This is a genomic window from Propioniciclava sp. (assembly GCF_029977985.1).
Taxonomy (GTDB): domain Bacteria; phylum Actinomycetota; class Actinomycetes; order Propionibacteriales; family Propionibacteriaceae; genus Propioniciclava.
The window spans coordinates 1-15030 of record NZ_JARKOT010000053.1 but is presented as its reverse complement, the minus strand read 5'-3'; the positions used below and the strand labels follow the sequence as shown (position 1 = coordinate 15030).

At 72.2% G+C, this 15030-nt stretch carries 12 protein-coding genes and 1 pseudogene; 6 read left to right on the top strand and 7 right to left on the bottom strand.

The genetic code is table 11. From position 1 onward, the window contains the following. On the bottom strand, positions 1–359 hold a 359-nt coding region (locus tag Q1K57_RS03165), incomplete at its 3' end, for an MFS transporter (RefSeq protein WP_300078922.1). Beyond that, positions 356–1021 (bottom strand): PQ-loop domain-containing transporter, encoded by a 666-nt coding sequence (locus tag Q1K57_RS03160; RefSeq protein ID WP_300078920.1) that lies wholly within the window; start codon positions 1019–1021, stop codon positions 356–358. The genes Q1K57_RS03165 and Q1K57_RS03160, both read right to left, overlap by 4 nt. A gap of 130 nt (positions 1022–1151) precedes the next feature. On the opposite strand from Q1K57_RS03160, the gene Q1K57_RS03155 reads away from it, so the two are divergent. Beyond that, positions 1152–1667, top strand: a complete 516-nt coding sequence (locus Q1K57_RS03155; RefSeq protein WP_300078918.1) for an ACT domain-containing protein — start codon at positions 1152–1154, stop codon at positions 1665–1667. A gap of 9 nt (positions 1668–1676) precedes the next feature. Here Q1K57_RS03155 and Q1K57_RS03150 read toward each other — a convergent pair whose 3' ends face one another. Continuing rightward, positions 1677–2417, bottom strand: a complete 741-nt coding sequence (locus Q1K57_RS03150) for a phosphotransferase (RefSeq protein ID WP_300078916.1) — start codon at positions 2415–2417, stop codon at positions 1677–1679. Between the two features lie 164 nt (positions 2418–2581). On the opposite strand from Q1K57_RS03150, the gene Q1K57_RS03145 reads away from it, so the two are divergent. After that, positions 2582–4174: a serine/threonine-protein kinase gene (locus Q1K57_RS03145; RefSeq protein WP_300078914.1), complete on the top strand. Its 1593-nt coding sequence runs from the start codon at positions 2582–2584 to the stop codon at positions 4172–4174. Positions 4175–4183: 9 nt separating this feature from the next. Beyond that, the gene (locus Q1K57_RS03140; RefSeq protein ID WP_300078912.1) at positions 4184–6187 is read left to right on the top strand and encodes a M3 family metallopeptidase; all 2004 of its coding nucleotides are present in this window, start codon (positions 4184–4186) and stop codon (positions 6185–6187) included. A gap of 37 nt (positions 6188–6224) precedes the next feature. Here the strand turns inward: Q1K57_RS03140 and Q1K57_RS03135 are convergent, their stop codons facing one another. The 3 genes from Q1K57_RS03135 to Q1K57_RS03125 form a co-directional block, all read right to left on the bottom strand. Next, positions 6225–7781 (bottom strand): amidohydrolase family protein, encoded by a 1557-nt coding sequence (locus tag Q1K57_RS03135; protein ID WP_300078909.1) that lies wholly within the window; start codon positions 7779–7781, stop codon positions 6225–6227. Beyond that, complete coding sequence (locus Q1K57_RS03130; protein ID WP_300078907.1) at positions 7778–8686, bottom strand: hypothetical protein; 909 nt, start codon at positions 8684–8686, stop codon at positions 7778–7780. Before Q1K57_RS03130 ends, Q1K57_RS03135 begins: the two co-directional genes overlap by 4 nt. A 196-nt stretch (positions 8687–8882) precedes the next feature. Further along, a complete protein-coding gene (locus Q1K57_RS03125; protein ID WP_300078905.1) occupies positions 8883–10250 on the bottom strand; it encodes an L-serine ammonia-lyase in 1368 nt (455 codons plus the stop codon). A 91-nt stretch (positions 10251–10341) separates the two neighbouring features. On the opposite strand from Q1K57_RS03125, the gene Q1K57_RS03120 reads away from it, so the two are divergent. Genes Q1K57_RS03120 through Q1K57_RS03110 form a run of 3 tightly spaced genes read left to right on the top strand, consistent with a single transcriptional unit; the run spans position 10342 to position 11823 of the window. After that, entirely contained in the window at positions 10342–10464 is a 123-nt protein-coding gene (locus Q1K57_RS03120; protein ID WP_300078903.1) for a hypothetical protein, read from the top strand. A 43-nt stretch (positions 10465–10507) separates the two neighbouring features. After that, positions 10508–10909 carry a hypothetical protein gene (locus Q1K57_RS03115; RefSeq protein WP_300078901.1) on the top strand — a complete coding sequence of 134 codons (402 nt, stop codon included), beginning with the start codon at positions 10508–10510 and terminating at the stop codon, positions 10907–10909. Then, positions 10906–11823, top strand: a complete 918-nt coding sequence (locus Q1K57_RS03110; RefSeq protein WP_300078899.1) for a pyruvate, water dikinase regulatory protein — start codon at positions 10906–10908, stop codon at positions 11821–11823. Before Q1K57_RS03115 ends, Q1K57_RS03110 begins: the two co-directional genes overlap by 4 nt. A gap of 7 nt (positions 11824–11830) precedes the next feature. Here the strand turns inward: Q1K57_RS03110 and Q1K57_RS03105 are convergent. Next, positions 11831–15030 (bottom strand): annotated as a pseudogene (locus Q1K57_RS03105) (DEAD/DEAH box helicase); the annotation flags it as partial.

Sequence of the window (15030 nt, the reverse complement as noted above, 5' to 3'; positions counted from 1 at the left end):
ACCGTGAACGTCACCGATCCGAGGCCGCCGAGGCCGCGCCAGAACAGGAGGTCCCAGTAACCCTGCGCGAAGGCGCACCCCAGCGAGCTCAGCGCCACGACGAACAGCCCGGCCACGTAGGTCCACCGCTCGCCGAAGCGCGCCATCAGCGGCCCGGTCGCCGGCGCGAACGCCAGACGCGTCACCGCGAAGACGGTCACGATGGCGGACGCCGCCGCCACGCCGACGTCGAACGACGCGGCGTACTGCGGCAACACGGGTGCGACCAGGCCGAACCCGAGCGCGATGAGCAGCGCAGCAGCGACGAGGACCCAGATCTCCTTCGGGATCTGGGCCCTCGACACAGGACCAGAGGTCATGCCGCCGTGGCCGGAACCTTCCACTCCACCACGGTACCGCCGTGCTCCGCAGACGCCGGATCGGACGCCGACGCGCGGGCCAGCCGGCTGTTGCGGACGAGGTACACGCCCAGGATGAGCGTGGTGACGATGGCCAGGATGCCGGCGCACAGCACGACCGACAGGTCGCCGGCGAGGGCTCCCCAGACGAACCACAGGAACTGGATGCCGCAGTTGGCGGCGATGAAGGGGAACGAGATGCCCGAGAGGTCGGTCGCCTTGAGGAGGTCGCGCAGTTGGGCGATCAGGCCGACCGAAAGCGGCACGAGCACGAACAGGCCGAAGAAGCCGCCGGGCAGGGTGAGGTCGACGGTGGCCACGACCGCGAAGATCGCGCCCACGAGCGGCCAGACGCGCAGGGGGGACAGGCCCCGGTCCCGCTGCATCAACGCGAGGACGGCGAGGTTCATGAGGGCCGTGAATGCGTTCGGGACGATCACGTTGAGCGCACCGTAGTTGAGCCCGTGGACGACCCAGCCGAGCACGCCGCCCGTGGTCAGCTGGAACATGAGCAGCGACAGACCGGCGCTGGTCCGGGTGGTCACGAGTCGTTGCACCTGGGGAAGAATGGCCAGCATGCCTGCCAGGGCGCAGAGCCACCCGTACACCTCGATCATCGTCATGTCACCACGGTAAGCCTCGGGCCAGGCGCAACTTAAACGTTTCCCTGAGTTGCCTTCTCTTTGAGGGAACAGCTCGCCCCTTGCGGGTGCCGGCGGCGTCCGCCGGGATCCCGCCGCTAGGGTGAGGGGCGTGTCCACACTCGTGTTGACGGTGGTCGGTGAGGACCGCCCAGGTCTGGTCCAGGCGCTCGCGGATGCCGTCGCAGCCCACGGCGGGAACTGGGAGCGGAGCCGGTTGACCGAACTCGCCGGCCTGTTCAGCGGCATCGTGCTGGTCGAGGCCCCCGACGAACGCTCCGAGGAGCTCCGCGCCGCCCTCCACGAACTCGAAGGGGTGTTGCACGTCGGCGTCCACCGGGCGCCCGGGCGAGGGGCGGTGTCCGGTGGGCAGGTGGTGGTGCTCGACCTGCTCGGCAACGACCGTCCGGGCATCGTCAAGGAGGTGTCGGGCGTGTTCGGCCGCCATGCCGTGAGCATCGACGAGCTCACCACCGACACCCGCGAAGCTCCCATGACCGGCGGCGTCCTGTTCGAGGCGCACCTCGTGGCGCCGCTGAGCGACGCCACCGACCTCGACGCCCTCCGCGCCGATCTGGAACAGCTGGCGTCCGAGATGATGGTGGACATCACCCTCGACGCATCGTAGGGGCGCTCCTCAGCGCAGCAGCGTGCGCAGGAAGGCGGCGTCGGCGGAGTAGTTGTCGGCGTCGCCGAGGAGGGAGTCGTCCTTGCGGGCCAGGCCGATGGAGTGCGTGAGCGCGGACAGGTCCTCCAGGCGCGCGACCATGGTCTCCAGCAGGTCGGGCACGGTGGCGTCCGCCCCGTAGGCCTGGATGAGCAGGTCGAGACGGGCGCCGAGGTCGATGTGGATCTCGGGGGCGGCCGGGTTCTCCTCGCGCATGAGCGGCACCATGCGGTAGGCGAGGTAGGCCAGATCCCACAGGCGCGGCCCGGGTGCGGCGAAGTCCCAGTCGATGACGCCCACGAGTTCCTCGTTGCGGAACACCATGTTGTAGGGCACGAAGTCGTTGTGGCAGATCACTTCGACTGGCTTGCGGGGGGCGGTGCGCCAGCGGGCCTCGGGGTCGTGGTAGTCGGCGGTGGCGTCGTGGAGTTGCCGCAGCCACCCCGCGGCGCGCTCCAGGGCGGCGTCGGCGTACACCCAGTCGGGCATCGGGTAATTCGGCACCTTGCCCTTGAGGTAGGCGAGGGCTTCGCGTCCGTCCTTCGTCCAGCCGAGCGGTTCCGGTGCCCAGTGGATGCCTTGACTCCTGATGTGGGCCAGCAGCCGCTGGATCGTCGGCGTCCACGGCCCGGCCTCCCGCAACACCTGGTCGCCTTTCCGCGACACCGGCGTCATGTTGCCGCCCTCCAGCGGCTTCTCCGGCTTGGCCATGGCCCGAGCCTACCGGCCGATGTGCCACCGCGCGTCCGCGTGCACGACACCCGGACCGGACGCCGCCAGCCTGGGCCCGGCGGGTGGTCACGCCCAGGCGCCGGGGAGCAGGCCGCGGACCCTGGGGCTCTCGGCAGTCGGCGGACCCCCGTACGATGGAATCCATGCGCGAGGGAGATCTGGTCGCGGACCGCTACCGCCTCGGCGCGCGCATCGGACGCGGCGCGATGGGGCAGGTGTTCGCGGCGCGCGACGAGCGTCTCCAGCGCGACGTGGCGGTCAAGCTCGTCGACCTCGGCGCCACGGCCGACCGCACGGTCGCCGAACGGTTCCACCGCGAGGCCATCGCCACCGCGAGCCTCAACCACCCCAACATCGTCACCATCTTCGACGCCGACACGGAGGGCCAGACGGCCTACATCGTCATGGAGCTGCTGGAGGGACGCCCCCTGTCCCAGCTGGTCCGCGAGCAAGGCCCCTTGCCGCTGGCCGATGCGGTCCGCATCGCCGGTCAGGTCGCTCGTGCCCTCGTGGCGACGCACCGCATCGGCGTCGTGCACCGCGACATCAAGCCGGCCAACATCATGATCGACGGCCGCTCGGTGAAGCTGCTCGACTTCGGCATCGCCCTCGTCAGCCTGGACGCCGAGGCGAACCTCACCGCCCCGGCCACCACGCTCGGCACGGCCGCCTACATGTCTCCCGAACAGGCGCGCGGAGAGCGGGCGACGGCCGCCTCCGACGTGTACGCCCTCGGCGGCGTCCTCATGGTCATGCTGACCGGCCATGCCCCCTTCCCGGGCGACAACGCCGTCGCGGTGCTGCATCAGCAGATCGCCGACCGAGCGCCGCTCGTGAGTTCCCGCCGCTCGGATGCTCCGCCCACCTTGGACGACCTCGTCGCCCGCATGCTCGCCAAGGATCCTGCCCACCGGCCCACCTCCGACGAGGTCGTGACCGCCCTCGCCCACCTGTGGCGGAACCTCCCGGCCGGTGGCACCCGCGCCGACCGGACCGTGGCCACGCCGGTCCTGCCTCCTCAGGCGACGGCCCCCCAGCCTGCCGCGACCGCGATCCAGCCGCAGCCGACAGCCGTCCAGCCGCCGGTCGGCCGGGTCGGGGCCGCGGGGGCGGCGTCCCCCGGGAGCACCCGACGGATCGGCACCGGCCCGAGCCCGGGCGCGGCCCGGCCGGTCGAGACGGGCCGCTACAAGCGGGCCGCGTCGTGGCTCGCGCTGGTGATCGTGGCGCTGCTCGTGTTCGCGGTCGCGTGGGCGGTCGGCTCGTCGCTGCTGGGCGGGGCGTTGGCAGGCTCGACTCCTTCGCCGACCGGGCAACCCACGTCGGCACCACCGACCACGCAGCCGACCACGGAGCCGCCCGCGACGACCCCGGCCACGCAGGGCACCGCGGGCACCCCGGGCATCACGCTCCCGACGATCACGCTGCCGACGGAGCTGCCTTCCGTCAGCTTCCCGTCGGTGCAGGACGTGGGACTGGAGGCGGCGTTGAGCGGTGTGGACCTCGCGATCGAGGCGATCGACGGTGGCCGTTCCGAGGAGGCGCAGGGCGTCAAGGACGCCTTGATGGACCAGTGGGACGATGCACGCCAGCAGGTCCGCGACGGTGAGCGCACCACGCAGGCGCTGCAGAAGATGCGCAAGGAGGTCGACAAGGCGGCCGAGCACGGGTCGATCACGATCATCGAGGCGGAGGCGATCCGGCTGGCGTTGAGGGCGGTCGAGGCGGCCGGTTAGGTTGGGGGCATGACCGTGTCTGCCGCGAACCCGCTCGCCGAGCGCTCGAATCTGCCCTACCAGTTGCCCGACTTCGCGAACCTGACCGCCGCTCACCTCCGTGAGGCCGCCGAGGCCGGCATGACGGGCCAGCTCGAGGCGCTCGCCGCGCTGGCGGCCGATCCCGAGCCTGCGACGGTGGAGAACACGCTGCACGCCTGGGAGCGGTCGAGCGAACTGCTCGACCGGACCATCATGGCGTTCTACGCGATCAAGGCGTCCAACACGACCGACGCACTCGACGAGCTCTACGCCGAGCTCGCTCCGAAGCTGTCGGCGCACAGCGACGCCATCTACCTCGACCGCGCCCTCTTCGACCGGGCCACCGAGCTCGCGACGCGGGCGGAGGCGAAGGAGGTCACCCTCGACGCCGAGGACGCCTGGGCGCTCGGCGAAATCCTGCGCGCGTTCAATCGGGCCGGCGTCGCGCTCCCGGACGCCGACCAAGCTCGACTGCGCCAGCTCAACACCCGGATCGCCGAGCTGAGCACGGCGTTCGAGAAGGCCAACCGCGAGGGCCGTGTCGCCGGCGCCGTGGTCGTGACCGACCGTGCCGAGCTCGACGGGCTCTCGGACGCCGAGGTGGCCGCTCTGGAGACCGGCGAGGGGGAGTGGACGATCCAGCTCGTCAACACCACCCAGCAGCCCCTCTTGGCCCGGCTGCACCACCGGGGCCTGCGGCAACGGCTGTTCGAGGCGTCCGTCGCGCGTGGTCTCGGCGGCGCGCACGACACGCGCGCCCTCATCGTCGACATCGCCCGCGCCCGCGCCGAGAAGGCGGCGCTGCTCGGCTACGAGCACTACGCGGCCCTGATCGCAGAGGCCGGCTGCGCGAAGACGACGGACGGCGTCACCCGCCTCATGGCGCCCCTCGGCCCGGCCGCCCTCACCCAGGCCAAGGCGGACGCGGAGAAGCTGGCGGCCAAGCTGGCCGAACTCGACCCGGACGCCACCCTGGCGGCCTGGGACTGGGAATACCTGGCCGACACCGTCCGCCGGGAGACGTTCGCGTTCGACGAGTCGGACGTGGAGGAGTACCTCGAGGTCACGAAGGTGCTCGACGCGGTGTACGCCGCCGCCCACGACCTGTACGGCATCACGTTCACCCGCCGAGCAGACCTCGTCGGGCACACGCCGGAGGCCGAGGTCTACGAGGTGCACAACGCGGACGGCTCACCGGTCGGCCTGTTCGTCATGGACTTCTGGGCGCGCCCCACCAAGGAGGGCGGGGCGTGGATGACGTCGCTCGTGCAGCAGAACCACCTCACCAAGCAGTTGCCGGTCGTCACGAACGACTGCAACTACACACCCGCCACCACGACCATCACCTGGGACGGCGTCATCACGATGTTCCACGAGTTCGGGCACGCCCTTCACGGGCTGTTCGCCGACAGCCGCTACGCGAGCCACTCCGGCCCGAACACACCGCGGGACTTCGTCGAGTTTCCCTCCCAGGTCAACGAGCACTGGGCCTGGGAGCCGGGCCGCGTCCTGCCGAAGGAGTGGATCGAGAAGCTGAAGGCGGCGTCCACGTTCAACCAGGGGGCGGGCACGTTGGAGCTGATGGCGGCCACGCTGCTCGACCAGAGCTGGCACACCACGCCGCTGGACGCCCTCCCGGCCGCCGCCGAGGAGGTCGAGGACTTCGAGCGGCGCGCGCTGGAGCGCTGGGGTGTCGCGTACGACCTCGTCCCGCCGCGGTACCGCTCGGCGTACTTCAGCCACATCTGGACACCCGGCTACGCGGCGGCCTACTACGGCTACAAGTGGTCGGAGGTGATGGACGCCGACGCCGTCGCCTGGTTCGACGCCAACGGGGGCGGCACGCGCGAGAACGGCGCTTGGTTCCGGGAGAAGCTGCTCGCGCCCGGTGGCTCGGTCGACCCGATCGAGACCTACCGGTCGTTCCGCGGCCGCGATCCCGAGGTGCAGCCGCTGCTGGAGCGTCTCGGGCTGGCGGGGTCGACCGACTGACGCGCTGGTCGAGTTCGTCGAGACCCGCGGGTGGGTCTCAGCGCGCCCGGACGCCCCGCAGCCAGACCTCTCGGGCTCGCACGCGGCCGAGCTCGGCCGGGTCGAGGGCGAACGGGTCGGCGTCCAGCACCACGAACGACGCGTCGGAACCCGCGGTGAGGACGCCGACGCCCCGGTTCGTGGTGATCTGCGCGGCGCGGCCGGTGAACAGGTGCAGCGCCTCGCCGACGGTGAGCGCTTGGGCGGGGTTGAAGGCGGTGCCGTCGACGGTCCGCCGCGTGACCGCTGCGGCGATCGACAGCCACGGGTCGTCGCAGTCCGACCAGGCGGTCGCGGGGGAGTCGGAGGCGAGCGCCAGCGGGCCAGGGGTGTCGTACAGAGCACGCAGCGGATAGGTGTGCGGCCGGGCGGCGTCGGTCAGGTTCGCGGCGTAGCTCGCCCATTCGGCGAAGAAGAAGTTCGTGTGCGTCACGACCGCCACCCCGCGCCGGGCGCGCACGCGCGCCACGAGAGCCGGGGTGAGCACCGACGCGTGCTCGACGACGATCGAGGGCCGATCGCCGAGCCACGGCTCGACCTCGGCCAGCACGTCGAGCAGATGCGCGATCGCCGCATCCCCCATCGCGTGCGCCGCCAACTGGACGCAGTGTTCCCGCGCCCACGCGCACGCGGCGCGCAGGTCGGCGTCCGAGAGCGTGGACATGCCGTGGTCGCACGAACCGGGGTAGGGCGCGTCGACCCACGCCGTGCGCGAACTGAACGCCCCGTCGAGGAACACCTTCACCCCACCCAGCCGCAGGCCTGGCGCCGGCTCGAGGGTCGCCGGATCGGGCACGCCGTTCGCCCAACCGAAGAAGACCGCCACGTCGGGCACGAATCCGCGCCGTTTGGCGAGCACGTAGCTCCCCCACGGGTCCGGTCCGGAGTTCGCCCACTTGTCGTCGAGCGCGACCAGGCCGTGGCCGAGGAAGTGGTCGTTGAGCCCCACCAGGCGGTCCGCCAGTTCGGACGCCGTTGGCCTCTGCCGCAGCCGGTCCACCAGAGCGACGGCGGGCGGCTCGATGAGGCGACCGTCGAGGCGACCGGCGGCGTCCCGTCCGAGGGCGGCGCCTGGGGGATCGGGGGAGTCGTCGCCGAGGCCGGCCCTTCGCAGGGCGACCGAGTTCGCCATCGCGTTGTGCCCGTCGGCGCGCTGGATGAAGACCGGCCGGTCGGCGGCGACGGCGTCCAGGTCGGCGAGGGTGGGCGGGCCGTCGGCGTAGGCGTCCTCGGAATACCCGTAGCCCGTGACCCATTCCGCCCCGGACGCCGCCCGTGCGCGCAACGCCGCCAGCACGTCGGCGCGGCTGCGGCAGGCGGGCGGCAGCAGGTCGGCGTCGGCGGCGAGGAGGGCCATGAGCAAGGGGTGGGTGTGGACGTCGAGCAAGCCGGGCAGCACGACGGCGCCGCCGAGGTCGACCAAGGCGTCGGCGTGCGGGGCGCGTGTGGCCTCACCGACCCATGTCACGCGGCCGTCTTCGACGCGGAAGGCCGAGGAGAAGGCGCCCGGGCCGCTGCCGGTGAAGACTCGGCCGCCGGTGTAGAGCGTGCTCACACGTCGAAGGTGATCGGTCGGACCGGCAGGCGCGTCTCCAGGTCGAACGGGTTGACGGGCGAACCATCCTCGTCGGTGCAGACGCCGGCGAGGATCACCAGAGTGTTCCAGCCGGTGAGCGTCCAGGGGTTGCCGGCGGCGTCCGTGTGCTCGAGGGTGAAACCGGCGAGCCTCTCGAGGAACTCGCGGCTGTTCATCGAGTTCATGGCCCACGCGGTCTCGTCGGGGTCGATGCCGGGTCTCAAGACGAGGCCATAAGCGCGCAGAGCGGCGAAGTACATGGGCTGCCACAGCACCCCGACCTCGTGCCGATAGGCGGCGATGGCGTCCCGCATGGGCTCATAGTCAGGCCACAGGAGCTGAAGGGCCTCGGCGACGCGGAGTTGGGTCTGGTCGAAGCCGAGGCCGAGCGCATGGTCCGCGAACCGCCGGACGAACTCGCCCAGGGTGCCCGTGGACCACGCGGTGGCCGCCTCGTGCAAGGAGTCGAACGTGGGCAGGAAGCGGGAGGGCCGCAGCATGTACTTGATGACATCGGTGTACCAGCTCGTCGCGTGCGGCCACCGGCGCAGCATCTGGTGCTGACTCATCCCCAGCACGCTCTCGACGAACGGTTGGTGGCCGAGCGCCGTCGACAACAACCGGGGCACATGCCCGGCGCGCGCGTTCTTCGCATGGTCGTTGCCGCTCAGGCGCTCGGCGAGGTGGTTCGACGCCTCGCTCAGCATGAACTGGGTGACCGGGTTGAGGGGGCCGTTCGCTCCGGTCCGTGAGGAAATCTCGGTGAGGACGTCGGACAGATCCTCGATCACGAGCGTGCCGCGGAGGCGGAGGGGGCCGCCACCCCGGTCCTGGACCCAGACCTCGGCTTCCTGACCGGGGGTGCCTTCGATCAGCCGTTGCATCTGAACATAGTGCCGCACGCGTCAAGGCGGAGTCGGGCAGGGAGCGGACAATCCCCGGTCACCCACTCCAGTCACCCGAGTGGGGGATACCGCAGAGGCGGCCGGGTCGCCTAGGTTGGTTCTTGCGAGGGTTTGCCGGCCTGGGGGGATGGTCGGCAGGCCCTCGTTCACTGTCGCATCTGCTGAGCGATCGCGGTCAGCACTCGATCACGTTGACGGCGAGTCCGCCGAGGGCGGTCTCCTTGTACTTGCTCTGCATGTCACGCCCGGTCTCGCGCATCGTCTTGATGACCGAATCGAGGCTGACGATGTGCGTCCCGTCGCCGCGGAGCGCCGTGCGCGCGGCGGCGACGGCCTTCACCGACGCGATCGCGTTGCGTTCGATGCACGGAATCTGCACGAGGCCGCCCACCGGATCGCAGGTGAGGCCCAAGTTGTGCTCCATGCCGATCTCGGCGGCGTTCTCGACCTGGTCCGGCGTGCCGCCCAGCACAGCAGCCAGGCCGGCGGCCGCCATCGAACACGCCGACCCGACCTCGCCCTGGCAACCCACCTCCGCCCCCGAGATGGAGGCGGTGTTCTTGAAGATCATCCCGATCGCCCCCGCCGTGAGCAGGAACTTCACCACCCCCGCGTCGTCCGCACCCGGCACGAAGTCGACGTAGTAGTGCAGCACGGCCGGGATGACGCCCGCCGCACCGTTCGTCGGCGCCGTGACGACGCGGCCGCCCGCCGCGTTCTCCTCGTTGACGGCCAGCGCGTAGAGGGTGATCCAGTCCATGGCGCGCAGCGGGTCGTCGGTCGCCTCGGTCGTCAGCTTCGTGTGCAGCGCGGGCGCCCGGCGCAGCACGCGCAGGCCGCCCGGCAGGCGCCCCTCCGTGGCGAACCCGTTCGCGATGCAGGTGCGCATCACCGCCCAGATCTCCAGCAGCCGCCGCTCGACCTCCTCCTTGGGGCGCCTGGCTTCCTCGTTCGCCATCGCGACGCCCGCGATGGACAGGCCGGTCTCGTGGCAGATCTCGATCAGCTCGTCGCCCGTCACGTAGGGGTAGGGCACCTCGGCGGCGCCGTCCGGCACGACGGGGTCGGACGCCGCCGCGTCGCCCTCTACGACGAAGCCGCCCCCGATGGAGTAGTACGTCTGCTCGGCGAGCACGGTGCCGTCGGCGTCCCAGCAGGTCAGGTGGAGACCGTTCGGGTGCGCCGGCAACTCCTGGGTGCCGTCCAGGATCAGGTCGGACGCCGGATCGAACGCGATGCGGTGGCGCCCGGCCAGGACGAGTTCGTGGTCGGCGGCGACGGCGGCGACGGCGTCCGCGACCGCTCGCGGGTCCACCGTCTCGGGCACCTCCCCCATCAGGCCGAGCATGACGGCCCGGTCCGTGCCGTGACCGATGCCGGTGGCGCCGAGAGAGCCGTAGAGGTCGCAGCGGACGCGGACCGCCCGATCGAGGTCGCTCCCGAGGCGCTCGAGGAACAGGCCCGCGGCGCGCATCGGGCCGACGGTGTGGGACGAGGACGGCCCGATCCCGATCGAGAACAGGTCGAACACGCTGAGCGCCATGGACGCACCCTACCGGCGACCTCGGGGTCTTCCTACCCCGGGAGGAGGGGACCGGCCGCCGACCCCCACCCGAGAACCCGCCGCCGGCCCGATGTGTGAATCCCCTGCTCAGCGGCAGGGTGGAGGCATGAACGAAATCACCGTTGTCCTGTACGCGCTGGCCATCATCGCCCTCGTCGTCATGGCCCTCCAGCCGCTGGTCATCGAAGCCTGAGCCGACCCTCTAGGCTGGGCACAGGCCGTCGGAAGGGAGAGTCATGGATGCCGGAGGGCTCATCGGACTCGCGCTGCTCTCGATCCTGCTCGCGGTCGCGGGCGTCGCCATCGCCGCCTACTTCCAGCGTCGGCGTAGCGCACAGCGGCCGGCCCCGCCCGCCGCCGATTCCGACCCCTGGTCGGCCACGATCGCCCGCGCCGCCGCCGAGGCGGAGCGAGCCTCGGCCGACACGATTCCTCGCGAGATGCTGTCCCGCGAGGCCCTCGTCGGCCGCGACCGCACGTTCGACCCGACCGCTTGGGACGACAGCCCTGACGGCTTCGAGTCCGACGACGACGGCGACGATGCGGTCGCTGAGGAGTCGGTCGACGACGCACCCCCGCCGTCGCGCCCGGATGCCTCCTTCTTCGACCAACTGCGCCAACAGCGCGACCAGGCATGACCGACAGCGTTCCCTCCGAACCCTCGGACGCACCCTCGGGGAACCTCGAGATCCATCTGCTCGCCGACTCCACCGGCGAATCCGGCGTGCGCCTCGCGCGGGCGGCGGTCGCGCAGTTCCCCGACCTCGAGTTCACCCTCGTGCGGCATCGTCGCCTCACGACGACGGCCCGCCTGCACGCCGCCCTCGAAGCCATTCGCGCCCGCCGGGGCAGGCCGACCGCCGTCTTCTTCACCCTCGTCAGCGAGGAGTTGGCGAGCATCGTCCGGGCGGCCTGCGTCGAGCTCGAGCTGCCGCACGCCGATCTCATGACGGACGCGATGCGCGCGCTCGAGCAACTGAGCGGCAGCCACGCCGACCAGGTGCCCATGCGGCCGGTGGGTGTCGAGGCCGACTACTTCGTGCGCATCTCCGCCATCGATTTCGCCGTCCGCAACGACGACGGCGCCCAGCCCGCCGCCCTCGCCGAGTGCGACATCTGCCTCGTCGGGCCGTCGCGCTCGGGCAAGACGCCCCTGTCGATCTATCTGGGCTACCTCGGCTACAAGGCGGTCAACGTGCCGCTCGTGCCCGACATCCCCCTGCCGGTAGAGCTGTTCGCCATCGAGCCGTGGCGCATCGTCGGCCTCACCCTCGACGCGGAGCGGCTGCGCACGATCCGCTCGGAGCGCGTCCGTGGGCTCGGGGTCCGCGGCATGAAGGACGGCTACGTCGATCTGGCCAGCATCTACGACGAGCTCGACGACGTGAAGAGCCTGCAGCGGCGCCTGCGCTGCCCCGTGCTCGACACGACGGGCATGGCCCTCGAAGAAGCGGCCGCCCGCATCGTCGATCTCGTCGAGGAGCGCGCCGGCAAGCATGGCGGACACCTCCGCCGACCGCCCGGCGTCGCCAGCGAACTGCCGCGCCCCTGAACCGGGGTCAGCGCCTCAGGCGCAGCCCCTTCGGAGTCTGCCGGAACCCGGCCGCCAGCAGGGCGGCCGCGAACGGGTGCTTGCCGTCGAGGGCTGCCACGCCGTCGACCCGTTCCACCGTCAGGGCGGCGAGGCGCCCGGTCTGCACGAGGCCGGCCAGGCCGGACGCCGCGGCCGCGAGGGCCGCTTCCTCCGCGACCCAGGTGAGGGCGGTCCGCCCGCCCCGTTCGACGTAGGCGACCAACCGGCCGTCGGACAAGACCACGAGCGCGCCCGCCTTGCGGCCCGGCTTGTGGTCCCCGGAGTCTGGCCACGGCAGCGCCGCGCCGAAGGGGTTCGCCGGGTCGGACGCCGCCAGCACCAGGGCGCCCCCGCCCGCTTTCCCACCGCGCAGCCGGTCGACGGCACCCACCGTGCCGAACTGGGCGGCACCCAGCCCCTCCACGAAGTAGCCGCGGCGCACGCGGCCGGCGTCCTCGGCGGCGCTCAACACCTTGTAAACGCCGGAGAAGCCGCCGGGCACCTCCTCGGCCTGCACGGCGCCGCGGGTGACGATGCCGTAGCGGTCGAGCAGCACCTCCGCCGTCGTGAACAGCGCCTCGGTGGCGTCGGGCCCCGGCGTCGGCAGCAGCGACCACCGACCGCCCACGTCGCGCGGCAGCTGAAGGGCCGGCCCGCGTGGGATGCGGGGCCGCCCGTAGCGGGACCGCGCGGGTGTCCGGGGAGTCCGATGGGTGGTGGTGCCGCCGCCGAGGCGCGTGCGCAGCGGCGCGAGGGTGTCGTTCGTGGCCAGCCCCTGCCAGACGAGGTCCCAGAGGGCGTCCGCCGTTTCGCCGGTGGGTGGCAATCCTGCCGCCGCCGCAAGGGGCGCGAAGAACTGTGCTCCGCCGGCGCGCAGCGCCTCGAGCAGTGCGCGGGCGGTCGTCGATTCCGGCTCCCCTGGCACGGGGGCGAACCCGGAGAGCTCGGCCGGCCACAGGGAGACCCAACCGTCACGGCCGGCCAGCGAACCGTGACCCCGCCAGACCACCTCACCCGAGGCGCACAGCTCGTCCAGCAGCGCTGGCGCATAGTCGCGGACCCGCGCTGCGAGCACCAGCGGTTCCAACGCAGACGCGGGCAGCGGCACTCCGGCGAGCTGCTCGACGGCTCGCAGGACGCCGTCGGCGCCGCGGAGCGTGCCGCCCACGCCTTGCCAGGCGGGCAGGAAGCGGGCGTAGTCCTCCGCGGGCACCGGCTCGATCTCGGCGCGCAACGCCGCCACCGAGCGGCGCCGGATGGTGCGTAACACCGCCGGGTCGCAGAACTCGCGCCCGGACGCCGCCGGTGTGAACTCGCCCTCGACGAGCCGCCCGTCGGCGACCAGCCGGCGCAGACCGTCGAGAACGACCGCTCGCCCCAGCCCGCCACCCAGCCAGGCGGCTACGGCGTCCACGGAGAAGGGAGCGTGCGTGCGGGCGTAGCGGACGAGGAGGTCGCCGAAGGGATCCGGCACCGGATCGGCGAACGCGTGGGGCACGCCGGGGGGCAGCGCGACACCGAGGGCGTCCCGGAGGCGGCCGGCGTCCTCGATCGCCACCCACCGCTCGCCCCAGGCGAAGACGCGGCGCGCGTCGGCGAGCTGCGCGATGAGGGCACCCACGGCGTCCGGCTGGGTGCTGCGGGCGGCGAGAGCCGCCTGCGACAGGGGGCCGAGCGACCGGAGGAGGTCGGTGAGCTCGTCGGCGTCGCGCGCCCGCCGGCCCTCGACCACGTGCTGCAGTTCGGACTCGGTGCGCGCGAGTGCCGCCGGGTCGAGCAGTTCGCGCAGGCTCAGGCCCTCGGAGGTGCCCAGCAGTTCGGCGAGCAGGTCGGGGTCGAGGGAGAGGGCGGCGGCGCGGCGCTCGGCGAGTGGGGAGTCGCCCTCGTAGATGAACTGCCCCACATAGCCGAACAGCAGACTCGAGGCGAACGTGCTCGGCTGGGGGGTATCCACCTCGACGACGGCGATCTCACGCCCTCGGATGCGGCGCATGAGCGTGGTGAGGCCGTCGACGTCGAAGACGTCCTGCAGCACTTCGCGCACGGCCTCGAGCACGATCGGGAACGCCGGGTACTGCGCCGCCACGTTCAGCAGCGCCGCCGACCGCTGCCGCTGCTGCCACAACGCCTGACGGTGCCCAGGGCGTCGGTTGGGCAGCAGCAGCGCCCGCCCGGCGCACTCGCGGAACCGGCTGGCGAACACGGCACTGCCGCCCACCTGCTCGGTGACGAGCGGGGCGATCTCGTCGGGGTCGAGGAGGACGAGGTCGAGCAGGTCGCCGTACGGCTCGGCCCGACCGGAGTGCTCGGCCCGACCGGAGTGCTGGGCTCGACCGGAGTGCTGGGCTCGACCGGGGTCCTGGGCCTGCTCAGGGGTGTCTTCCCACGGATCGGCGCCCACATCGGGCAGCCGCAGGACGATCCCGTCGTCGGCGTGCAGCGCCTGGACGTCGACGCCGTACCGCTCGCGGAGCCGTTCGGCGAGGGCGAGCGCCCACGGGGCGTGCACGGGGGCGCCGTAGGGGGAGTGGATGACGATGCGCCAGTCGCCGAGCTCGTCGGTGAACCGCTCGACCACGATCGTGCGGTCGGTGGGCAGGTGCCCGGTCGCCTGCCGCTGGTCGGCGACGTAGGCGATGAGGTTGTCGGCCGCCCAGTCGTCGAGACCGGCTTCGGCGAGTCGGCGATGGGCGGCGTCCGGTCCGAGGGAGGCGACCTCGCGGACGAACCCGCCCACGGCCTCGCCCAACTCGGCGGGCCGGCCGATCGTGTCGCCCCTCCAGAAGGGCAGGCGCCCCGGTTCCCCCGGCGCGGGCGTGACGAGCACCTGGTCGTGGGTGATGTTCTCGATGCGCCACGCCGACGTGCCCAGCGTGATCACATCCCCTACGCGGCTCTCGTAGACCATCTCCTCGTCCAGCTCGCCGACGCGGCGCCCGGGGCCGTCACCCGCGATGAACACGCCGAACAGGCCACGGTCGGGGATCGTGCCGCCGCTGGTGACCGCGATGCGCTGGCTGCCGCGCCGCCCGGTGAGGACGCCGCTGGTCCGGTCCCAGGTGAGGCGGGGACGCAGCTCGGCGAACTCCTCGGCCGGGTAACGGCCCGCCAGCATGTCGAGGACCGCCTCGAGGACGCCGCGGGTGAGCGTCGCGAAGGGCGCGGCGCGACGCACGAGGCTGAGCA

Coding starts and splice junctions, on each gene's coding strand:
- Q1K57_RS03160 (WP_300078920.1), bottom strand. CDS start 1,021: ATGACGATGATCGAGGTGTACGGGTGGCTCTGCGCCCTGGCAGGCATG.
- Q1K57_RS03150 (WP_300078916.1), bottom strand. CDS start 2,417: ATGGCCAAGCCGGAGAAGCCGCTGGAGGGCGGCAACATGACGCCGGTG.
- Q1K57_RS03145 (WP_300078914.1), top strand. CDS start 2,582: ATGCGCGAGGGAGATCTGGTCGCGGACCGCTACCGCCTCGGCGCGCGC.
- Q1K57_RS03140 (WP_300078912.1), top strand. CDS start 4,184: ATGACCGTGTCTGCCGCGAACCCGCTCGCCGAGCGCTCGAATCTGCCC.
- Q1K57_RS03130 (WP_300078907.1), bottom strand. CDS start 8,686: ATGCAACGGCTGATCGAAGGCACCCCCGGTCAGGAAGCCGAGGTCTGG.
- Q1K57_RS03125 (WP_300078905.1), bottom strand. CDS start 10,250: ATGGCGCTCAGCGTGTTCGACCTGTTCTCGATCGGGATCGGGCCGTCC.
- Q1K57_RS03120 (WP_300078903.1), top strand. CDS start 10,342: ATGTGTGAATCCCCTGCTCAGCGGCAGGGTGGAGGCATGAACGAAATC.
- Q1K57_RS03115 (WP_300078901.1), top strand. CDS start 10,508: ATGGATGCCGGAGGGCTCATCGGACTCGCGCTGCTCTCGATCCTGCTC.
- Q1K57_RS03110 (WP_300078899.1), top strand. CDS start 10,906: ATGACCGACAGCGTTCCCTCCGAACCCTCGGACGCACCCTCGGGGAAC.